Source organism: Enterobacter sp. (assembly GCF_977039595.1).
In genome coordinates this window covers 1-21,803 of record NZ_CDRQYH010000061.1, presented here as the reverse complement: position 1 = coordinate 21,803, position 21,803 = coordinate 1, and the positions used below count along the sequence as shown (strand labels likewise).

Here is a 21,803-nt window from a genome sequence, read left to right as displayed (position 1 = left end):
ACCACCAGACGCTTCAGGTACAGTTCCGGCGCGATACGCAGGTACATGTCCAGGTCCAGGGCGTTGTGATGGGTGATGAACGGACGCGCAGACGCGCCGCCAGGGATCACCTGCATCATCGGGGTTTCCACTTCCATAAAGTCGCGGTTGACCATGAACTGGCGGATACCGGCCATGATCTGGGAGCGAATTTTAAAGGTCTTGCGGGATTCATCGTTAGAGATGAGATCCAGGTAGCGCTGACGATAGCGCGCTTCCTGATCCTGCAGGCCGTGGAATTTGTCCGGCAGCGGGCGCAGGGCTTTGGTCAACAGACGCAGCTCGGTGCAGTGGATAGAAAGTTCACCGGTCTTGGTTTTGAACAGTTTACCTTTCGCGCCCAGGATATCGCCCAGGTCCCACTTCTTGAACTGCTCGTTGTAGATGCCTTCCGGCAGATCGTCACGGGAAACGTACAGCTGAATGCGGCCGCCAACGTCCTGCAGGGTCACGAAGGAGGCTTTACCCATGATACGACGGGTCATCATGCGGCCTGCAACGGCCACTTCAACGTTCAGCGCTTCCAGCTCTTCGTTCTCTTTCGCGTCGAAGTCAGCGTGCAGTTGGTCTGAGGTGTGGTCACGACGAAAATCGTTCGGGAACGGCACGCCCTGCTCGCGCAGCGCTGCCAGCTTCTCGCGGCGGGTTTTCAGTTCGTTGTTAAGATCGACTACCGCGTCAGCGCCCTGTGCTTGTTGTTCAGACATGTTGGTTCCTCATAACCCTGCTTTCAAACTTGCTTCGATAAATTGGTCCAGGCTGCCGTCCAGCACCGCCTGCGTGTTGCGGGTTTCAACCCCGGTACGCAGGTCTTTGATGCGGGAGTCATCAAGGACGTAAGAACGGATCTGGCTGCCCCAGCCGATGTCAGACTTGTTGTCTTCCATCGCCTGTTTCTCAGCATTTTTCTTCTGCATCTCCAGCTCATAAAGCTTCGCTTTCATCTGCTTCATGGCCTGGTCTTTGTTCTTATGCTGGGAACGGTCGTTCTGGCATTGCGTGACCAGCCCGGTTGGAATGTGGGTAATACGCACCGCCGATTCCGTACGGTTAACGTGCTGACCACCCGCGCCGGATGCGCGATAAACGTCGATACGCAGGTCCGCCGGGTTAATTTCGATATCAATATCTTCGTCAACTTCCGGGTAAACGAACGCGGAGCTGAAGGAGGTATGACGGCGGCCGCCGGAGTCGAACGGGCTCTTACGCACCAGGCGGTGAACGCCGGTTTCGGTACGCAGCCAGCCGTAGGCGTAATCGCCAATGATCTTGATGGTGACGGATTTCAGACCCGCAACTTCACCTTCAGACTCTTCGATAATTTCGGTTTTGAAGCCGCGCGCTTCAGCCCAACGCAGGTACATACGCGTCAGCATGCTGGCCCAGTCCTGCGCCTCGGTGCCGCCAGAACCGGCCTGAATATCGAGATAGCAGTCAGCGCTGTCGTATTCGCCGGAGAACATGCGACGGAATTCAAGCTGCGCCAGCTTCTCTTCCAGCACGTCGAGTTCTGCCACGGCTTCGTTAAAGGTTTCTTCGTCGTCAGCTTCGACGGCCAGCTCCAGCAAACCGGAAACATCTTCCAGCCCCTGGGCCATTTGATCCAGCGTATCTACGATAGCTTCGAGAGAGGAACGCTCTTTACCCAGCGCCTGTGCGCGTTCAGGTTCGTTCCAGACGTCCGGCTGTTCCAGCTCGGCGTTTACTTCTTCAAGACGCTCTTTCTTGGCATCGTAGTCAAAGATACCCCCTAAGAACGTCAGAGCGCTCCGTGAGGTCCTGAATACGGTTTTTTACCGGATTAATTTCAAACATGGTCTGTTTTCTTTTATGGACTTGTCAAAATGCGGTGATAAGAGCGGGATTGTACCGAATCCACGCCCTTTTTTATAGAGATTACTGCCGCTAAATTGGCCAGATATTGTCGATGATGATCTGGAGGGTGCGGTTACCGCGAAACTCGTTGATGTCCAGTTTGTACGCCAGCTCGACCTCGCGCACGCCGTTGTCCGGCCAGATGGAGGTATCGACGTTAAAAGCAATGCCGTCCAGAAGCGGTCCACCGCCCACGGGCTCGACCATCACTTTCAGATGACGTTCGCCGACAATGCGCTGCTGCAGCAGGCGGAATCGCCCGTCAAACAGCGGTTCCGGGAACATCTGCCCCCACGGGCCGGCATCGCGCAGCATTTGCGCCACGTCCATCGTCATCTCAAGCGGTGAAAGCTCGCCATCCGACACCACTTCCCCCTGCAGCAGGGCCGGGTCAATCCAGTCGGTGACCAGCTCGCCGAACAGGCGCTGGAACTCGACGAATTTCGCCTCTTCCAGCGACAGGCCAGCCGCCATCGCATGGCCGCCGAACTTGATCATCAGACCCGGGTACAGCGTATCAAGACGCTCCAGAGCATCACGCATGTGCAACCCCTGGATTGAGCGGCCAGAGCCTTTCAGCATGCCGTCGCCCGCGGGTGCGAAGGCGATCACCGGGCGGTGGAAGCGCTCTTTAATACGTGATGCCAGAATGCCGACCACGCCCTGATGCCACTCGGGATGATACATCGCCAGGCCGCCCGGCAGCGTATCGCCGCTGCGTTCAAGCTTTTCGCACAGGGTCAGCGCTTCGGCCTGCATCCCCTGCTCAATCTCTTTACGAGTCTGGTTCAGGGCGTCCAGCTCGTTGGCCAGCACGCGGGCTTCACCGATGTTGTCGCACAGCAGCAGCGCCACGCCGACGGACATATCGTCCAGTCTTCCGGCCGCGTTCAGGCGCGGCCCGAGCGCAAAGCCCAGGTCGCTTGCCGCCAGCTTGAGCGGGTCGCGGTTGGCAATCTCCAGCAGCGCCTTGATCCCCGGGCGGCACTTGCCTGCCCGGATGCGGCTTAGGCCCTGCCAGGTCAGGATACGGTTATTTGTATCGAGCGGGACCACGTCGGCGACGGTACCCAGCGCCACCAGATCGAGATATTCGGCCAGGTTCGGCACGGCAATACCGCGGGATTCGAACCAGCCCTTATCGCGCAGCAGTGTCCGTAACGCCAGCATCAGATAAAACGCCACGCCCACGCCTGCGAGGGATTTCGATGGGAAATCGCAGTCGCGCAGATTGGGGTTAATAATCGCTTCCGCTGCGGGCAGCGTTTCTCCCGGCAGGTGGTGATCGGTGACCAGCACCGGGATCCCCAACGCGTGGGCATGATCGACTCCCGCATGGGAAGAGATCCCGTTATCGACGGTCATGATCATCTGCGCACCCCGGGCGTGGGCCTGATCGACCACTTCCGGGCTGAGTCCGTAGCCGTCTTCAAAACGGTTCGGCACCAGATACGTGACGTTATCGCAGCCCAGCGCGCGCAGGCTGAGCACGCTCAGCGCGGTGCTGGTTGCGCCGTCGGCGTCGAAATCCCCTACCACAACAATCCGCGTTCCTTCACGTAGGGCGTTGTAGAGCATCTCAGTGGCTTTTTCGATACCGCTCAGCTGCTGCCAGGGCAGCATCCCTTTCACGCTGCGTTCAAGATCTTCAGCGCTACGCACGCCGCGACTGGCGTAGAGGCGCTTAAGCAGCGCCGGGAGATCGTCTGGCAAATCAACCGGTTCAACCGCCTCGCGGCGGCGCAATTTTATCGGGGCTTTCACGCGGATTATTTACCACCAAACTGTTTCTGGTGCGCGTCAAGGAACTCTTTCATCTCTTTCGGTCCCTGATAGCCCGGAACGACATAGCCATTGCTCAGGACAATCGCTGGCGTCCCGCTCACGCCAAACTGCACGCCCAGCGCGTAGTGGTTAGCAATGTCGATATCGCAGGAGGCTGGCTTAACCTCTTTTCCGCTCATCGCATCATCAAAGGCTTTGTTGCGGTCTTTCGTACACCAGATGGCCTTCATGTCCTGCTCCGGCTGGCTCTGCACACCCGCGCGAGGGAAGGCAAGATAGCGCACGGTAATGCCCAGCGCGTTGTAGTCTTTCATCTCTTCATGCAGCTTGTGGCAGTAGCCGCAGGTGATGTCGGTGAAGACGGTAATGACGTGTTTTTCCTGCGCCGCCTTATAGACGATCATCTCTTTTTCGAGCGCGTTCAGGTTTTTCATCAGCAGCTGGTTGGTCACGTTGACCGGCTGCGCGCCGCTCACGTCGTACATTGGCCCCTGAATAATGTGTTTGCCGTCTTCAGTGACGTACAGCACGCCGCTGTTGGTCAGTACTGTTTTCATGCCAGCGACCGGCGCAGGCTGAATATCGCTTCCGGTGACGCCGAGCTTAGCCAGCGACTGCTTGATGGCGGCGTCGTCCGCATGGGCGAAACCGGTAAAGGAGGCTGCCAGCAGGGTGAACAGCGCGAAAGTCTTTTTCATATGTGATCCTGTTACAATTCGTCGGCACTCACGCTCGAGGGTGGTGCTGTTGGTGTAGCTGCCGCAGGCGTTCCGTCGCGACATGGGTGTAAATTTGCGTCGTGGAAAGATCGCTGTGTCCCAGCAGCATCTGCACCACGCGTAAATCAGCGCCGTGGTTGAGCAGATGCGTCGCGAAGGCGTGACGCAATACGTGCGGCGAAAGCTTTTCACTGTCGATACCCGCCAGTGTGGCGTAATGCTTGATGCGATGCCAGAACGTTTGTCGCGTCATCTGCTGTGCGCGCTGGCTCGGAAACAGGACATCGATAGACACGCCGTTGAGCAACCACGGACGGCCATGCTCCAGATACGTTTCCAGCCAGTAAACCGCCTCTTCGCCCAGCGGAACCAGCCTTTCCTTATTGCCTTTACCGATGACGCGCACCACGCCCTGACGCAGGCTGATGTCGCTCATCGTCAGGCCAACCAGTTCCGAAACGCGCAGGCCGGTAGCATACAATAGCTCAAGCATGGCTTTATCGCGTAACTCCAGCGGCAGGTCAACTGCCGGTGACTGTAATAATCTCTCAACTTGCGCTTCGCTGAGATCTTTCGGCAGCCGCTGCGGGAGCTTAGGGGATGCCAGCAGCGCGCTGGGATCGTCCTGGCGAATCTTCTCACGGTAGAGATGCTGGAAAAGCCGACGCATGGCGCTGAGCAAACGCGCGGAGCTGGTGGCTTTGTACCCCCCTTCTACACGTTCACCGAGCAGCGCCTGCAGGTCGTCGCTTTGCGCGCTCGCCAGCGAGAGCTGCCGACGGGCCAGCCACTCCACCAGCATGGTAAGATCGCGCCGGTAGGCGCTGAGCGTATTCTCGGCCAGGTTTTTTTCCAGCCACAGCGCGTCGAGAAACTGTTCAACGAGTGCGAGATCCTTTTCCACATCAGCCCCTTTGATTCTGCAGTCAGGCCATTATGCCTGATTGTGACCGGTTTCTGGTACACTACGCACAAAGTCAACGCAAGAATTGAGATAGTTACGCGATGAATATTGGTCTGTTCTATGGTTCCAGCACCTGCTACACCGAAATGGCGGCAGAGAAAATTCGCGACATCATTGGCCCGGAACTGGTGACGTTGCATAACCTGAAAGATGACGCGGTCGCGCTGATGGAACAGTACGATGTACTGATCCTCGGCATCCCAACCTGGGATTTTGGTGAGATACAAGAAGACTGGGAAGCCATCTGGGATCAACTCGATTCAGTCAATCTCGACGGCAAAATCATTGCCATGTACGGCATGGGAGATCAGCTGGGTTACGGGGAGTGGTTCCTGGACGCGCTTGGCATGCTGCACGACAAACTGGCGCCGAAAGGGGTGTCGTTCATCGGCTACTGGCCAACCGAAGGTTACGAGTTCACCAGTAAAAAGCCGATTATTGCCGACGGCGAGCTGTTTGTTGGACTCGCGCTGGATGAAACCAACCAGTACGATCTCAGCGATGAGCGCCTGCAAACCTGGTGCGAGCAGATTTTGGGCGAAATGGCTGAAAAGTTTAGCTAACGCATATTATCCCTGCGTCGTCTGTTGCAATAGCATCCGGCGCAGGTCTCGCCACTCGGCAGCATCCATACTGTCAGCCGCCAGCCAAAGATGCTGGCAACGCCCGCCGTCCACCTTGCGTAACCGTAACATCATGCCGCAGTTGAGCATCCAGGGCATACCGAGGATATCCCACTCTTTACCCTGCCAGCGCAGGCGGGAATCCATCAGTAATTTGATCTCTCCCTGACGGGCATTAATTCGACGCTGGCTGCGTACGCTGTCAAAAACGACAAACGAGAGTAACAGCAGCCACAGCGGCGTATAGCTTAGCGGCCACGGCATCAGTAACACAAAGGCCGCAACCAGTCCGTGGAGCAATAAAGACATCCACTGCGAGCGCCACGAGACGCGAAGATCAGATTGCCACAGGACCACGTTCCCGATTCCGTGTTTGAATTAATTGCACCATCCGTTGCAACTCGGTATCGGCGGGTTTGCCGTGGTTCATCAGCCAGTTGAATAAATCTGGATCGTCAGACTCAAGCAGGCGAACAAACAGACGCTTATCATCGTCGCTTAAGGTGTCATACTCATATTCGAAGAAAGGCATGATGGAAATATCAAGTTCACGCATTCCGCGACGGCACGCCCAGTGAATACGGGCCTTGTTGTTAATATCCATGTTCAGTTTCCTGCATTACGTTTGGCACAGTCGGTGCCCCGTTCAGTGTTCTTTGTTTCTCTACGGGGACACCAGCTAGTGTAACGTGTTTTTGAACGTTTCATTACTGGAATATTGCGATCGCCGAGCAGGCTTCCCGAATAACCCCTACAAAGACAGCGGATTACATTATTTTGCGTAGCGTTACGCATAACCGGTTTAGGGCACAAATGGCCTGTTGAAAGCGCTTGCATTGCCTGCAGGCTCTTTTACCATTAGGCATTATCAAAGCGTTAAGCAATTCAGGATCTCGTTATGGCATTTACACCATTTTCTCCTCGCCAGCCCGCCGCCTCTGCGCGTCTGCCGCTGACGCTTATTTCTCTTGATGACTGGGCGCTGGCGACGCTCACCGGTGCCGACGCCGAAAAATATCTGCAGGGCCAGGTGACCGCCGACGTCAGCCAGATGACCGAACACCAGCACCTGCTGGCCGCGCATTGCGACCCAAAAGGCAAAATGTGGAGCAACCTGCGTCTCTTCCGCCGTCAGGATGGCTTTGCCTTTATTGAGCGCCGCAGCCTGCGTGACGCCCAGCTCAAAGAGTTGAAAAAGTACGCGGTCTTTTCCAAAGTCACTATCGCCCCGGACGACGAACATGTCCTGCTGGGTGTGGCCGGCTTCCAGGCACGTGCGGCGCTGAAAAATCTCTTCAGCGAACTGCCGGATGCCGAAAAGCAGCTCGTCAGCGAAGGCGCCACCTCTATCCTGTGGTTTGAACATCCGGCAGAGCGTTTTCTGTTAGTCACGGATGCCGAAACTGCCGAGCGCATCACCGAGGCGCTGCGCGGCGAAGCACAGCTTAACAACAGTCAGCAGTGGCTGGCGCTGAACATCGAAGCGGGTCTGCCGGTAATTGACGCAGCAAACAGCGCACAGTTTATTCCTCAGGCAACCAACCTGCAGGCACTGGGCGGCATCAGTTTTAAAAAAGGCTGTTACACCGGCCAGGAGATGGTCGCGCGTGCAAAATTCCGCGGGGCAAACAAACGTGCGCTGTGGACACTCGCGGGACATGCCAGCCGCGTCCCTGAAGCGGGTGAAGATTTAGAGCTGAAGATGGGTGATAACTGGCGCCGTACCGGCACCGTATTAGCCGCCGTACAGCTGGATGATGGACGTCTTTTGGTACAGGCCGTCATGAACAACGACATGGAAGCCGACAGCGTGTTCCGCGTGCGTGACGATTCGAACACACTGAGCATCGAGCCGCTGCCGTATTCACTGGAAGAGTGATGCTGTATAGCCCGGTGGCGCTGCGCTTACCGGGCCTACCGTTTAAGTATCCTCCCTCTCCCTGTGGGAGAGGGACGGGGTGAGGGCAACCGCCCGCACGGCGTAAAAAACTACGCCTGCCCCACGTACAAATAGATCGCCAAAAAGTGGCATACGCTGCCGCCGAGCACAAAGCCGTGCCAGATGGCATGGTTGTACGGGATGCGTTTGCAGACGTAAAAAATCACGCCGAGCGAGTACACCACACCGCCTAAGGCCAGAAGCGTTACGCCCCCTACCGACAGTTTGACCGCCAGTTGATACACAACAATCAGCGACAGCCAGCCCATGGTCAGATAGGTGACCAGCGACAGCACCTTAAAGCGGTGCGCGATGGTCAGCTTAAACAGGATCCCCAGCAGTGCCAGGCTCCAGATAACAATCATCAGGCCACGCGACAGCGGCGAGTTGAGCCCCACCAGCAAAAATGGCGTGTAGGTGCCTGCAATAAGAAGATAGATAGCGCAGTGGTCAAATTTCTTGAGCCACATCTTGGCCCGCTGATGCGGGATCGCGTGATACAGCGTCGACGCCAGAAACAGTAGGATCATACTCCCGCCATACAGGCTGTAGCTGGTAATGGCCATCGCGCTGGCATTAGCGTCCACCGCCTGCACCAGCAATAACACTAAACCGACAATCCCAAACACCAGGCCAATGCCGTGGCTGATGCTGTTGGCTACTTCCTCAGCCAGCGAATATCCCTGTGCGATTAATGGTCTACTCACCATACAAAACTCCGGGAAAACAAAAGATGATTATTCATCGCATCACTATGCTAACTGAGAATGATTCCAGTGAACACATGTTAGCTAAAATAAAGTTAAACATAACGTTTCTAAATTACAATCAGACAGTTACACTTTAATTTCAGCGAACGCACGTTTCGATTTTAATTATAAACATTTAAAATCAATCACATAAAACTGGTTCTGCCTGGGGTAGATCTCTGCGATCACGCTTTTCAATTCATCCAGGGTCATGTTCTCCTGTTCAGCATGTTTTTGCGTCAATGTGGCGAACGTAACGGTTGACGTTCCCGTTACTTCGATGGTGCAAAAATAACCATCATCCTCATAACGTCCCACCCGCAGGATATCGCCGGTTTTGAAATGGGATTCACTTTTATCCCGGATAGTGATGGTTTTACGCCCGGCCAGAATGTCGTTCTGAAAGCGCTGAAAAAAAGTGATGTCGTTTGGCTGCATGTTATTATTCCCTGAAGAAAAGTCTGATGAGTGAGTGTAGTCATTGTGAGCATGTTCTCCCATTCCGCCATTGCCAGTCTCAATAACCTGGAGATGATGGTCTACAACTATGTCATAAAAAATCGTGACAAAGTGATGTACATGACCATCCGCGAGCTGGCGGATGCGGCAGACGTCTCAACCACCACTATCCTGCGCTTTTGCCGCAAGCTTAACTGCGAAGGGTATTCTGAATTCCGCGTGCGCTTTAAGCTGTACCTTGAGCAGAACGAGCCCCAGCAGGCGAACTTCGGCGCCAGCGAAATAATCAGCTTTTTTAAAAGCGTGAATAATGAAGAGTTCGACGCGTTATTGGATAAGGCGGTCGATATTATTTTATCTTCCGAGCGAATTATATTTGTCGGTGCCGGGACATCAGGCTCGCTGGCAAAATATGGCGCACGTTTCTTTTCTAATATTGGGAAATTCAGTAACCATATTGATGACCCTTATTTCCCGGTCACGAATGACATGGCAAAAAATGCGCTTGCGATTGTGCTCTCCGTCTCGGGCGAGACCGAGGAGATCCTGCGCTTCGCCAGCCAGTTCAGCCTGCATCACTGTAAGGTGCTCTCCATTACCAGCCACGAGCACTCGCGCCTGGCAAAACTAGCGGACTTTAATCTCTCCTGGCACGTTCCTCAGACGCGAATTGCGGGCGTCTACGATATAACCACGCAAATTCCCGTCATCTATATTCTGGAATCTCTCGGCCGTAAGCTGGCGAAGAAACTTACAGAATAAAACACCCTGTTTTTTTGATGTGACAAATCACATTTACCGTAAATTGTTATATCGTGACATTTAATTTCGCTTTGCTAGACTCGATGCCAATAAGTCATTTATTGAGAATAGCAGCGATGAAAAAATTGACCTTACCAAAAGATTTTTTATGGGGTGGCGCGGTTGCAGCTCATCAGGTTGAAGGCGGCTAGAACAAAGGCGGCAAAGGGCCAAGCATTTGCGACGTATTGACCGGCGGCGCACACGGCGTGCCGCGCGAAATCACGCAGGAGGTGGTGCCGGGTAAATACTACCCAAACCACGAGGCCATCGACTTCCACGGCCACTACAAAGAAGACATCAAGCTATTTGCCGAGATGGGCTTCAAGTGCTTCCGTACCTCTATTGCCTGGACGCGCATCTTCCCGAAAGGTGATGAAACGCAGCCAAACGAAGAGGGGCTGAAGTTTTACGACGACATGTTCGATGAGCTGCTTAAATATAACATCGAACCGGTGATCACCCTCTCCCACTTTGAAATGCCGCTGCATCTGGTGCAGGAATACGGTAGCTGGACCAACCGTAAAGTGGTCGATTTCTTTGTGCGCTTCGCGGAAGTGGTCTTTGAGCGCTACAAAAACAAGGTCAAATACTGGATGACCTTCAATGAAATCAATAACCAGCGTAACTGGCGTGCACCGCTGTTCGGTTACTGCTGTTCGGGCGTGGTCTATACCGAACATGAAAATCCGGAAGAGACCATGTATCAGGTGCTTCACCACCAGTTTGTGGCCAGCGCCCTGGCAGTGAAAGCCGCGCGCCGCATCAACCCGGAGATGAAAGTCGGCTGCATGCTGGCGATGGTGGCGCTCTATCCATTCTCCTGCAAACCGGAAGACGTTATGTTCGCTCAGGAATCGATGCGCGAGCGCTACGTCTTTACCGACGTTCAACTGCGTGGCTACTACCCGTCCTACGTGCTGAACGAGTGGGAGCGCCGCGGGTTCTCCATCAAAATGGAGGCGGGCGACGAGCAGATCCTGCTTGAAGGCACCTGCGACTACCTGGGCTTCAGCTACTACATGACCAACGCGGTGAAGGCGGAAGGCGGCACCGGGGACGCGATTTCCGGTTTCGAAGGCAGCGTGCCGAACCCGCACGTTAAGGCTTCCGACTGGGGCTGGCAGATTGACCCTGTAGGGTTACGCTATTCCCTGTGCGAACTGTACGAGCGTTACCAGAAACCGCTGTTTATCGTTGAAAACGGCTTCGGCGCCTACGACAAGGTTGAAGAAGACGGCAGCATCAACGATGACTATCGTATCGACTATCTGCGTGCCCACGTGGAGGAGATGATCAAAGCCGTTACCCACGATGGCGTGGATCTGATGGGCTATACGCCATGGGGCTGTATCGACTGCGTGTCGTTCACCACCGGCCAGTACAGCAAACGCTACGGCTTTATCTACGTGAATAAACACGACGACGGTACGGGCGACATGTCGCGTTCACGCAAGAAAAGCTTCGAGTGGTATAAGGGCGTGATTGCCAGCAACGGCGAGAAACTTTAACGCCGGGCGCCGTTACGCTTGTTCCCCTCTCCCCTTGGGGGAGAGGGTTAGGGTGAGGGGTTTACTTTCCACCCGCCAGCTCAATAAAGCTCCCCGTTACGTACGACGCCTTCTCGCTCAGCAGCCAGACAATCGCCTGGGCGACCTCTTCCGGCTGACCGCCGCGCTGCATCGGCAGCAACGATTTCACGCGATCCACTCGCCCCGGCTCTCCGCCGGAAGCATGGATATCGGTATAGATCAGACCCGGACGGACGCAGTTAACGCGAATGCCCTGCGCCGCTACCTCCAGCGATAAACCCGTTGTCAGCGAATCCACCGCCCCCTTGGACGCGGCATAATCCACATATTCACCCGGCGCGCCCAGACGCGACGCTGCAGAAGAGACATTCACTATCGCCCCACCCTTGCCGCCATGCCTGAAGGACATTCGTTTTACCGCTTCCCGGCAGCAGAGGAAGTAGCCCGTGACGTTGGTCGCCAGGACGCGGTTAATGCGCTCAGCGGAGAGATTCTCGATGGTGGATTGCTCAAACAGAATTCCCGCATTATTGACCAGCGCGGTAAGCGGCTCGCCTTCACGATCGATGCTGTCAAACATCGCCAGCACCTGAGTTTCATCACTGATATCTGCGCGGACGGCAAAGGCTTTACCGCCAGCTTCAACGATCTGGTTTATCACGTCCGTCGCGGCTTTAATGTTGTGATGATAGTTCACCGCCACGGTGTAGCCTTCGCGTGCCAGCTGGAGTGCGGTGGCTTTCCCAATGCCCCGACTGGCGCCGGTCACAAGTGCAATGCCCATTCTCTTCTCCCAATAAAAAAGCCGGGTGGCGGCTTCGCCTTACCCGGCCTGGATTACTGCACCTGCGCGATTACTGGTATTCGCTCATCGGCACGCAGGAGCAGAACAGGTTACGGTCGCCGTAAACGTCATCGAGACGCTTCACGGTAGGCCAGTATTTGTTCGCCACGCCTGCCGGGAAGACCGCCAGCTCGCGGGAATAACCGTGGTTCCACTCCGCCACCATCTCGTGCTGGGTGTGCGGAGCGTTGACCAGCGGGTTATCTTCCAGCGTCCACTCACCGTCCTGCACGCGGTCGATCTCCATGCGGATGGCCAGCATCGCGTCGATAAAGCGGTCCAGCTCTGCTTTGCTTTCAGACTCCGTTGGCTCAACCATCAGCGTACCCGCAACCGGGAACGACATGGTTGGCGCGTGGAAGCCGTAGTCGATCAGACGCTTGGCGATATCCAGCTCGCTAATGCCGGTCTGCTCTTTCAGCGGACGAATATCGAGGATGCACTCGTGCGCCACGCGGCCGTCGCGGCCGGTATAGAGCACGGGGAAGGCGGACTTCAGGCGAGTCGCAATATAGTTAGCGTTCAGAATTGCCACCTGGCTCGCCTGCTTCAGCCCTTCCGCGCCCATCATGCGAATGTACATCCAGCTGATTGGCAGGATAGAGGCGCTACCGAACGGTGCCGCAGAAACCGCGCCCTGACGGGTCAGCATGCCTTCAATCTGCACCACGCTGTGGCCCGGCACAAACGGCGCCAGGTGCGCTTTCACGCCGATAGGACCCATGCCCGGGCCGCCACCGCCGTGCGGGATGCAGAAGGTTTTGTGCAGGTTCAGGTGCGACACGTCCGCGCCGATAAAGCCCGGAGAGGTAATGCCCACCTGAGCGTTCATGTTTGCGCCATCGAGATAAACCTGACCGCCGAACTGGTGCACCACTTCGCACACTTCACGGATGGTCTCTTCGTACACGCCGTGGGTGGACGGATAGGTCACCATGATGCAGGAGAGCTTGTCGCCCGCCTGCTCGGCTTTCGCGCGCAGGTCGACCAGATCGATGTTGCCGTTCTTATCGCACGCCACCACAACCACTTCCATACCCGCCATCTGGGCAGAGGCCGGGTTGGTACCGTGGGCGGAGCTTGGGATCAGGCAGATATCGCGGTGGCCTTCGTTGCGGCTTTCGTGATAGTGACGGATTGCCAGCAGGCCCGCATATTCACCCTGCGCGCCGGAGTTCGGCTGCATGCAGAGCGCGTCATAACCGGTCAGCTTCACCAGCCAGTCGGAAAGCTGGTTGATCATCATATGATAACCTTCTGCCTGCTCCGGCGGGCAGAACGGGTGCAGCTCGGAGAATTCAGGCCAGGTGATCGGGATCATCTCTGCTGCAGCATTCAGCTTCATGGTGCAGGATCCCAGAGGGATCATCGCCTGGTTCAACGCCAGATCCTTGCGCTCCAGAGAGTGCATGTAACGCATCATCTCGGTTTCGCTGTGGTAGCGATTGAAGACCGGATGCGTCAGGATCGCATCATTACGCAGCATGCTGTCCTGAATGGAGCGGCTGTCGAGCGCGACCTCTTTGTCGAGCGCATCAATGTCCAGACCGTGCGCGTCACCCAGCAGCACGCTGAACAGGTTCAGAATATCGTCGCGGGTGGTGCTTTCATCGAGCGTAATGCCGACGGCGTTGTGGATGTCGCTGCGCAGGTTGATCTTTGCCGCGTCCGCGCGGGCCAGCACGGCCGCTTTGTCCGCCACGTCCACGCACAGGGTGTCGAAATAGTGGGTATGGCGCAGCTTAAGACCTTTTTGCTGCAGGCCGCAGGCCAGGATATCGGCCAGGCGGTGAATGCGGCTGGCAATGCGTTTCAGGCCAGCCGGGCCGTGGAACACGGCGTACAGGCTGGCGATGTTAGCCAGCAGCACCTGTGAGGTACAGATATTGGAGTTCGCTTTTTCGCGGCGGATATGCTGCTCGCGGGTCTGCATCGCCATGCGCAGCGCGGTATTACCGGCAGCATCTTTGGAGACGCCGATAATACGGCCAGGCATGGAGCGTTTGAATTCATCTTTCGCGCCGAAGAACGCCGCGTGCGGGCCGCCGTAGCCCATCGGTACGCCGAAGCGTTGCGCAGAGCCGAAGACGATATCCGCGCCCTGTTTGCCCGGTGCAGTCAGCAGCACCAGCGCCATAAAATCGGCAGCAACGCTAACAACCACCTTGCGGGATTTCAGCTCGGCAATCAGCGCGCCGTAGTCGTGAACTTCACCGGTGGTGCCCACCTGCTGCAGCAGCACGCCGAAGACATCCTGATGATCCAGCACTTTGTCAGCGTCATCGACGATCACGTCAAAGCCGAAGGTTTCCGCACGGGTGCGCACCACGTCCAGCGTCTGAGGATGCACGTCCGCCGCGACGAAGAAGCGGTTGGCATTTTTCAGCTTACTCACTCGCTTAGCCATCGCCATCGCTTCGGCGGCGGCGGTCGCTTCATCCAGCAGAGAAGCGGAGGCGATATCCATGCCGGTCAAGTCCAGCGTCACCTGCTGGAAGTTCAGCAGTGCTTCCAGGCGGCCCTGGGAGACTTCTGGCTGATAGGGGGTGTAAGCGGTGTACCAGCCCGGGTTTTCCAGCATGTTGCGCAGGATAACCGGCGGTAACTGCACGTTGGTATAGCCCATGCCAATGTAAGACTTATAGCGCTTGTTCAGGCCTGCGATGGCCTTCAGCTCCGCCAGCGCGGCGAATTCCGTGGTGGCTTCCCCCACCTGAGGCGGCGTGGCAAGCTGGATGTCTTTTGGCACAATCTGGCCGATCAGTGCGTTTAATGAATCCGCGCCAACTGTCTTCAGCATCTCCTGCTGTTGCTGAGCATCCGGCCCAATGTGACGTTCGATGAAGGCGCCACGGTTTTCAAGCTGGCTTAAAGTCTGTGTCATGAGCGATGGTTCCTGAAACATGCAGTGAATGTGTTTTCTCCCTCTCCCTGAGGGAGAGGGCTGGGGTGAGGGTGTCTTCTGTTTCCCTCACCCTCCCCTCTCCGCAAAGGGGAGAGGGATAATGGCTTACTCGTCTTCTAACAGTGCTTCGTACGCGGTCGCATCCAGCAGCGCGGCAACCTGGGATTCGTCGCTGGCTTTGATCTTGAAGATCCAGCCGCCTTCATAAGGCTCGCTGTTGACCAGTTCCGGCGAATCGCTCAGCGCATCGTTGACGGCGACAATCTCACCGCTTACAGGGGCATAGATGTCAGATGCTGCTTTTACGGACTCCGCCACGGCGCAGTCGTCGCCCGCGCTAACGGTCGTGCCCACGTCAGGCAGGTCAACAAACACCATGTCGCCCAGCAGCTCTTGCGCGTGCTCGGTGATCCCTACGGTGTAAGTGCCGTCCGCCTCTTTGCGCAGCCACTCGTGTTCTTTGCTGTATTTCAGTTCTGCTGGCACATTGCTCATTGAAGTTCTCCTGATAAAAATAGTTAGGCGACCGGCTTACCGGCGCGAACAAAAATCGGTTTGGTCACGTTGACCGGCATTTTGCGGTTGCGGATTTGCACCACAGCCGTTTCGCCAATGCCCGCCGGCACGCGTGCCAGTGCAATACTGTAGCCCAGCGTCGGGGAGAAGGTACCGCTGGTGATCACGCCTTCGCGAGGATTGCCGTCAGCATCGGTAAAGCGCACCGGCAGTTCACCGCGCAGCACGCCCTTCTCGGTCATCACCAGACCCACCAGCTGTTCAGTACCCTTCTCGCGCTGCATCTCCAGCGCTTCACGGCCAATAAAGTCACGGTCAGCCGGTTCCCAGGCGATGGTCCAGCCCATGTTGGCGGCCAGCGGAGAGACGCCTTCATCCATCTCCTGACCGTAGAGGTTCATTCCCGCTTCCAGACGCAGCGTATCGCGCGCGCCCAGACCCGCAGGCTTCACACCCGCTTCCACCAGCGCACGCCAGAAATCAGCGGCCTTCTCGTTTGGCATCGCAATTTCATAGCCCGCTTCACCGGTGTAGCCGGTGGTGGCGATAAACAGATCGCCCGCCTGCACGCCGAAGAACGGCTTCATGCCAGCGGTGGCTTTGCGCTGCTCGTCGTTAAACAGAGAGGCGGCTTTCGCCTGCGCGTTCGGCCCCTGCACGGCGATCAGCGACAGATCGTCACGGACGGTGATGTCGATGGCATAAGGTTCGGCGTGTTGGGTGATCCAGGAGAGGTCTTTTTCGCGGGTGGCGGAGTTTACAACGAGGCGGAAGAAATCTTCAGTGAAGTAATAAACGATAAGGTCATCAATCACGCCGCCCGAGGCATTCAGCATGCCGGTATAGAGCGCTTTACCCGGCGTCTTCAGTTTGGCGACGTCGTTTGCCAGAAGATAACGCAAAAACTCCCGGGTGCGGCTACCGCGCAGATCGACAATCGTCATGTGGGACACGTCGAACATACCGGCATCGGTGCGCACCGCGTGGTGCTCATCAATCTGCGAGCCGTAGTGCAGCGGCATCATCCAGCCATGGAAGTCCACCATGCGGGCGCCGCATAACACGTGTTGTTCGTACAAAGGAGTCTGTTGAGCCATCTTGTCCTCGTTGAAAAATTCACCGTGAAACCCGGTATCGGCCCCGCGTTCGGGCACCGACGCAAACGTTCTCTTTTACCTGAACTTACCACCGAAACCGGCGGTTAACCATAAGGCAAAATGGGTCATCACATTAGCTTATGACCAAAAAACGCTAAAAAGACTACAGAGTTATTCACTGGAAAAATGCGATTAATCCAGCACAAAATTAACAATGCTCTAACAGGATTTAGCACATGGTGATATTTCGTGCGGAAAATCGGGCCAAATTTCCGTAACGAGAAAAACACGACATTAGATTATCTAATGCGAAAAATGACGTGAAATTAGAATATTTCAAACGAGGGAATTTCCCCGGCGCAGAGGCCGGGAAAAGAAAGTGTGACAGGGGTCTAAATTAACGCAGCCAGTCCGGCAGGTCGTTAAGACCCATCGCCTGACGGAGGAGTTGGGGCTTAACGCCCGGAAGGGTGTCAGCAAGCTTGAGGCCAATATCGCGCAGCAGTTTTTTCGCCGGATTCGCGCCGGCAAACAGCTCGCGGAAGCCCTGCATGCCAGCCAGCATCATCGCCGCGCTGTGCTTGCGGCTGCGCTCGTAGCGGCGCAGGTAGAGATGCTGGCCGATATCTTTGCCTTCGCGATGCAGGCGACGCAGCTCCTCAACCAGCTCCGCCGCGTCCATAAAGCCGAGGTTAACGCCCTGTCCTGCCAGGGGATGAATGGTATGCGCCGCATCACCGACCAGCGCCAGACGGTGCGCCGCAAACTGACGCGCGTAGCGGCCGGTTAACGGGAACACCTGACGCTCGCTTTCAAGCGTGCACAGGCCAAGGCGGTTATCAAAGGCCACGCACAGCGCCTGGTTAAAGGCCTCCGGCGTCGCCTCCTGCATCTGCCGGGCTTTTTCCGGCACCAGGGACCAGACAATCGAGCACAGGTGCGGATCGGCAAGCGGCAGGAACGCCAGAATGCCGTCGTTGTGGAAAATCTGGCGCGCCACGCCGCCGTGCGGCTCTTCGGTACGGATCGTCGCGACCAGCGCGTGATGACGATAGTCCCAGAAGGTCAGCGGGATGTCGGCTTTATTCCGCAGCCAGGAGTTGGCACCGTCAGCACCGACCACCAGACGCGCGGTCAGCATGTCGCCGCTCTGCAGGGTGATAAACGCCTCGTTTTCGCCCCATGCCACCTGCTGGATCTGCGCAGGCGCAATCAGCGTCACGTCGCTGCACTGCTGTGCTTTCTGCCACAGCGCGTGGTGGATCACCGCGTTTTCAACGATGTGCCCCAGATGGCTATAGCCCATGCTTTCATCATCAAAAGCAATATGACCAAAGCTGTCCTTATCCCACACTTCCATACCGTGATAGCAGCTGGCGCGGTGCGCCACAATATCTGCCCAGACGCCAAGGTGCGTCAGCAGCTTTTCGCTGGCCGCATTGATCGCCGAGACGCGGAGTTCCGGCGGCGCATCCGGTGCAACGGGCTGAGGCTGCTTTTGCTCCAGCACCGCCACGCGCAGGCCGCTGCCCTGCAATCCACAGGCCAATGCCAGTCCAACCATTCCGCCGCCAACGATGGCGACATCAACATTTTGCACGATGATAACTCCTTAACGCGCGACCCAACCCAGGGTCCGCTGCGCCAGCACGTCACGTGCCGGAATGAATAGTTCCATCGCCATCAGCCCGAGGTTGCGGCCCGCAACCAGCGGTGCCCAGCGATTGGCAAAAAGATGGACCAGGCCATCGGTCACACCGATGGTGGCCTCTTTATCCGCCTGACGGCGCTTCTGGTAATGACTCAGCACCGAATACGCCCCGCAGTCTTTTTGCTCGCCCCACGCCTGCGCCAGTGATTCGGCCAGGCTCATGACGTCGCGTAAGCCCAGGTTAAAGCCTTGCCCCGCGATGGGGTGCAGCGTCTGTGCGGCATTACCGACAAGCGCCAGACGATGGGAGACAGACTGAGCCGCCGTGGTCAGCGAAAGCGGGTAGACCGTCCGCTTGCCTGCATGGGTAATACGCCCCAGCCGCCAGCCAAAGGCTTTCTGCAGCTCGGTACAAAAACGTTCGTCGGACCAGGCCTTAACCTCTTCGGCCTTATCCTGAGGATGACACCACACCAGGGAACAGCGCCCGTCCGACATCGGCAGCATCGCCAGCGGACCATGCTGCGTAAAGCGTTCAAACGCCCTGCCGTGGTGTTCAGCTGCGGTAGAGACGTTCGCAATGACCGCCACCTGCCCGTAAGGCTGCTGGCGCCACTCCACGCCACACTGGCTGCCGAGCGACGAGCGCGAACCGTCTGCGGCGACCAGAAGCTGGCCTTCAAGAACGGTGCCGTTTTCCAGCGTCACGCTAACCGATGCCTCACTACGGCTCACGCTGGCCACGCGCGCCGGACAATGCAGCGTGACGCCCGGCGCGTCCTGGAGCAGGCGGAACAGTCGCAATCCGACGTCGTGCAGCTCAACGACCTGACCCAGGGCATCAATCCGGTAGTCCTGCGCGTCCAGCGTGACAAAGCCAGCATGGCCGCGATCGCTGACGTGCACGGTACCGATCGCCGTGGCGCGGTCGGCTATCGCCTGCCAGATACCAATGCGCGAAAGCTGCTGGCAGGTGCCCTGCGCCAGCGCAATGGCGCGCGCATCAAAACCGGGGTGGTTTGACGCCTCTGGCGCAACGGCTTCCACCAGGTGCACCGGAAGCTGGCCCTGCGTCAAATGCGAAATGGCCAGCGCCAGCGTGGCCCCGGTCATGCCGCCGCCAACGATAATCACGCTCATGCGCGCGCCGCTGCCATCAGCGCCTCGATATCGTCAGCGTTTTTCACGACGCTGGCGGTCAGGTTTTCGTTACCGGTTTCGGTAATCACGATGTCATCTTCAATACGAATGCCAATCCCGCGGTACTCTTCAGGCACGTCGGCATCCGGCGCGATATACAGGCCCGGCTCCACGGTTAACACCATGCCCGGCTCCAGCACGCGCGAACGGTCGGTGCCGTACGCGCCAACGTCATGCACGTCCAGCCCCAGCCAGTGGCTCAGGCCGTGCATGAAATACGGTCGATGCGCGTTTTCAGCAATCAGGGTGTCTACATCCCCTTTCAGGATCCCAAGCCTGACCAGACCGGTAATCATGATGCGCACCACTTCGCCGGTCACTTCCTGCATGGAGGTACCGGGACAATACAGCCTGAGCGCCATATCAAGGGATTCGAGAACAATGTCGTAAATGGCGCGCTGTGCCGGTGAGAACTTACCGTTCACCGGGAAGGTACGGGTGATGTCCCCCGCATAGCCCTGATATTCGCAACCGGCGTCAATCAGCACCAGATCGCCGTCGCGCAGCGCGCTTTCGTTCTCGGTGTAGTGCAGAATGCAGCCGTTTTCCCCGCCGCCGACAATGGTGTTGTAAGAGGGATAGCGCGCGCCGTGGCGGTTAAATTCGTGGTGAATTTCGCCTTCCAGCTGGTATTCGAACATCCCGGGACGGCATTTCTCCATCGCGCGGGTGTGCGCCAGGGCGCTGATTTCGCCCGCACGGCGCATCACGTTAAGCTCCTCTTCAGACTTGAACAGGCGCATCTCATGCACCACCGGACGCCAGTCCGTCAGCGTGGCCGGTGCGGACAGGTTCTGGCGCGAGCCTTTGCGCAGCTTATCCAGCGCGGTGAAAACAATCTCATCTGCGTACGCATATTCGCCCTGCGCGTGATAGAGCACGTCGAGGCCGTTAAGCAGCTGATAGAGCTGCTGGTTGATTTCGCTAAACGCCAGCGCGCGGTCAACGCCCAGCTTCGCCGGTGCGGCCTCTTGCCCCAGGCGGCGGCCAAACCAGATTTCAGCAGTTAAGTCTCGTACGCGGTTGAAAATCACGCTGTGGTTGTGGGTGTCATTGCTCTTAATCAGCACCAGCACCGCTTCCGGCTCGTTAAAGCCGGTGAAGTACCAGAAATCGCTGCTCTGGCGATAGGGATATTCGCTGTCGGCGCTGCGCGTCACTTCGGGCGCAGCAAAAATTAGCGCGGCGCTCCCCGGCTGCATTTTCGCCAGCAGCGCCTGACGGCGGCGCGAATACTCTTGACTCGAGATAACCATGACACCCTCCTGTGCGTTATTTTTCTTAATGTAAGGTTGGCTTGCGGACTTCCGGCGCGGTCGGCTGTGAGCGCGTAAAGTTGTCGTGGCACAGCAGTGCCGCCACGCGCACGTACTCGATGATCTCTTCGAGAGACATTTCCAGCTCTTCCTGGTCTTCGTCTTCATCGTAGCCGAGCTGAGCGATATTACGCAGATCGTCGATCGCCTCACCCGCTTCGCCGGTCACTTTATCCAGTTTAGGCTGCGTCACGCCCAGCCCCAGCAGATAGTGGTTTACCCAGCCGGCCAGCGCATCGGCGCGATCGAACACGCTAACGTCGTCGCCTTCAGGCAGATAAAGCTGAAAAAGGAAGCCATCGTCTTCCAGAGAATCGCTGGTGGCGGCGTGCATTTTACGCAGCGCTTCCGCCAGCTCGTGACCAAACGCCAGCCCTTCATTCGTGAGGTCGTGGATCAGCGGCTGCCAGGAGCTGTCGCTGTTTCCGCCGCACAGCATGCCACTGATCAGACCGTGCATTTCGGCAGGGGTTAAACCGACTCCCTGCTGGTTCAGTAACTGGTTTAAATCCTTGTAACCAGGCATTTCGTTCTGTATAGACATGCGCATTCGTCATCATTGGGGGGAAGTTTCATGATATGCTACCACTTTGGACCCTGGTGATACCAGAAAAGGGCTTGTATCTTCACATCAGGGTAGCTATAGTGTCGCCCCTTCGCAGCCCCCGGGGCAGTAAGCGAAGGCAGCGCAGTCAATCAGCAGGAAGGTGGCATGTCTGCACAACCCGTCGATCTCCAGATTTTTGGCCGTTCACTGCGAGTGAATTGTCCGCCTGAACAAAGGGATGC

At 57.0% G+C, this 21,803-nt stretch carries 20 protein-coding genes and 2 pseudogenes; 5 read left to right on the top strand and 17 right to left on the bottom strand.

The features are described 5' to 3' along the window. From ACWYRJ_RS16390 to xerD, 5 genes are all read right to left on the bottom strand, one after another. Positions 1-746: amino acid--tRNA ligase-related protein (locus tag ACWYRJ_RS16390; protein WP_455508279.1), on the bottom strand; the 746-nt coding region annotated here is incomplete at its 3' end. Between the two features lie 9 nt (positions 747-755). After that, positions 756-1,854 (bottom strand): peptide chain release factor 2 gene (prfB, locus tag ACWYRJ_RS16385; protein WP_096151315.1). Its coding sequence is split into 2 segments (ribosomal slippage): positions 756-1,778 and positions 1,780-1,854, totalling 1,098 coding nucleotides; the frame shifts between segments, so codons are not numbered across the junction. 90 nt (positions 1,855-1,944) lie between these two features. After that, positions 1,945-3,678 carry a single-stranded-DNA-specific exonuclease RecJ gene (gene recJ / locus ACWYRJ_RS16380; protein ID WP_455508278.1) on the bottom strand — a complete coding sequence of 578 codons (1,734 nt, stop codon included), beginning with the start codon at positions 3,676-3,678 and terminating at the stop codon, positions 1,945-1,947. Between the two features lie 5 nt (positions 3,679-3,683). Next, on the bottom strand, positions 3,684-4,397 hold the full coding sequence (dsbC, locus tag ACWYRJ_RS16375) for a bifunctional protein-disulfide isomerase/oxidoreductase DsbC (RefSeq protein WP_455508277.1): 714 nt from the start codon (positions 4,395-4,397) through the stop codon (positions 3,684-3,686). A gap of 28 nt (positions 4,398-4,425) precedes the next feature. Continuing rightward, on the bottom strand, positions 4,426-5,322 hold the full coding sequence (gene xerD, locus ACWYRJ_RS16370; protein WP_111963202.1) for a site-specific tyrosine recombinase XerD: 897 nt from the start codon (positions 5,320-5,322) through the stop codon (positions 4,426-4,428). 101 nt (positions 5,323-5,423) lie between these two features. On the opposite strand from xerD, the gene fldB reads away from it, so the two are divergent. Continuing rightward, positions 5,424-5,945, top strand: a complete 522-nt coding sequence (fldB, locus tag ACWYRJ_RS16365; protein WP_008499710.1) for a flavodoxin FldB — start codon at positions 5,424-5,426, stop codon at positions 5,943-5,945. 6 nt (positions 5,946-5,951) lie between these two features. On the opposite strand, the gene ACWYRJ_RS16360 is transcribed toward fldB, so the two are convergent. Then, positions 5,952-6,362: a protein YgfX gene (locus ACWYRJ_RS16360; protein ID WP_021242050.1), complete on the bottom strand. Its 411-nt coding sequence runs from the start codon at positions 6,360-6,362 to the stop codon at positions 5,952-5,954. Next, a complete protein-coding gene (gene sdhE / locus ACWYRJ_RS16355; RefSeq protein WP_006178375.1) occupies positions 6,343-6,609 on the bottom strand; it encodes an FAD assembly factor SdhE in 267 nt (88 codons plus the stop codon). The genes ACWYRJ_RS16360 and sdhE overlap by 20 nt, the downstream gene beginning before the upstream one ends. A 294-nt stretch (positions 6,610-6,903) precedes the next feature. On the opposite strand from sdhE, the gene ygfZ reads away from it, so the two are divergent. Beyond that, positions 6,904-7,884, top strand: coding sequence for a tRNA-modifying protein YgfZ (gene ygfZ, locus ACWYRJ_RS16350; protein ID WP_455508276.1), 981 nt, complete (start codon positions 6,904-6,906; stop codon positions 7,882-7,884). 110 nt (positions 7,885-7,994) lie between these two features. Here the strand turns inward: ygfZ and trhA are convergent, their stop codons facing one another. Both trhA and yqfB read right to left on the bottom strand, forming a co-directional pair. Beyond that, positions 7,995-8,654, bottom strand: coding sequence for a PAQR family membrane homeostasis protein TrhA (trhA, locus tag ACWYRJ_RS16345; RefSeq protein WP_149367668.1), 660 nt, complete (start codon positions 8,652-8,654; stop codon positions 7,995-7,997). 165 nt (positions 8,655-8,819) lie between these two features. Further along, positions 8,820-9,131, bottom strand: coding sequence for a N(4)-acetylcytidine aminohydrolase (gene yqfB, locus ACWYRJ_RS16340; protein ID WP_111963205.1), 312 nt, complete (start codon positions 9,129-9,131; stop codon positions 8,820-8,822). Positions 9,132-9,182: 51 nt separating this feature from the next. Here yqfB and ACWYRJ_RS16335 point away from each other — a divergent pair, with 51 nt between their 5' ends. Together ACWYRJ_RS16335 and bglA are read left to right on the top strand one after the other, a co-directional pair. After that, positions 9,183-9,914, top strand: coding sequence for a MurR/RpiR family transcriptional regulator (locus ACWYRJ_RS16335; protein WP_032660101.1), 732 nt, complete (start codon positions 9,183-9,185; stop codon positions 9,912-9,914). A gap of 116 nt (positions 9,915-10,030) precedes the next feature. Continuing rightward, positions 10,031-11,464, top strand: a pseudogene (bglA, locus tag ACWYRJ_RS16330) (6-phospho-beta-glucosidase BglA). Between the two features lie 61 nt (positions 11,465-11,525). Here the strand turns inward: bglA and ACWYRJ_RS16325 are convergent. From ACWYRJ_RS16325 to ACWYRJ_RS16290, 8 genes are all read right to left on the bottom strand, one after another. Further along, the gene (locus tag ACWYRJ_RS16325) at positions 11,526-12,269 is read right to left on the bottom strand and encodes an SDR family oxidoreductase (protein ID WP_271369530.1); all 744 of its coding nucleotides are present in this window, start codon (positions 12,267-12,269) and stop codon (positions 11,526-11,528) included. 70 nt (positions 12,270-12,339) lie between these two features. Next, on the bottom strand, positions 12,340-15,213 hold the full coding sequence (gene gcvP, locus ACWYRJ_RS16320) for an aminomethyl-transferring glycine dehydrogenase (RefSeq protein WP_111963208.1): 2,874 nt from the start codon (positions 15,211-15,213) through the stop codon (positions 12,340-12,342). Between the two features lie 126 nt (positions 15,214-15,339). Then, on the bottom strand, positions 15,340-15,729 hold the full coding sequence (gene gcvH, locus ACWYRJ_RS16315) for a glycine cleavage system protein GcvH (RefSeq protein WP_008499718.1): 390 nt from the start codon (positions 15,727-15,729) through the stop codon (positions 15,340-15,342). 23 nt (positions 15,730-15,752) lie between these two features. Then, a complete protein-coding gene (gene gcvT, locus ACWYRJ_RS16310; RefSeq protein ID WP_455508275.1) occupies positions 15,753-16,847 on the bottom strand; it encodes a glycine cleavage system aminomethyltransferase GcvT in 1,095 nt (364 codons plus the stop codon). A gap of 397 nt (positions 16,848-17,244) precedes the next feature. Then, on the bottom strand, positions 17,245-18,447 hold the full coding sequence (gene ubiI / locus ACWYRJ_RS16305) for an FAD-dependent 2-octaprenylphenol hydroxylase (RefSeq protein WP_455508274.1): 1,203 nt from the start codon (positions 18,445-18,447) through the stop codon (positions 17,245-17,247). A 12-nt stretch (positions 18,448-18,459) separates the two neighbouring features. Beyond that, positions 18,460-19,638, bottom strand: coding sequence for a 2-octaprenyl-6-methoxyphenyl hydroxylase (gene ubiH / locus ACWYRJ_RS16300; protein WP_455508273.1), 1,179 nt, complete (start codon positions 19,636-19,638; stop codon positions 18,460-18,462). Further along, positions 19,635-20,948 (bottom strand): Xaa-Pro aminopeptidase, encoded by a 1,314-nt coding sequence (pepP, locus tag ACWYRJ_RS16295; RefSeq protein ID WP_455508280.1) that lies wholly within the window; start codon positions 20,946-20,948, stop codon positions 19,635-19,637. Before pepP ends, ubiH begins: the two co-directional genes overlap by 4 nt. A gap of 31 nt (positions 20,949-20,979) precedes the next feature. After that, positions 20,980-21,558, bottom strand: a complete 579-nt coding sequence (locus ACWYRJ_RS16290) for a YecA/YgfB family protein (RefSeq protein WP_029739212.1) — start codon at positions 21,556-21,558, stop codon at positions 20,980-20,982. Between the two features lie 168 nt (positions 21,559-21,726). Here ACWYRJ_RS16290 and ACWYRJ_RS16285 point away from each other — a divergent pair. Then, a pseudogene (locus tag ACWYRJ_RS16285) lies at positions 21,727-21,803 on the top strand (cell division protein ZapA); the annotation flags it as partial.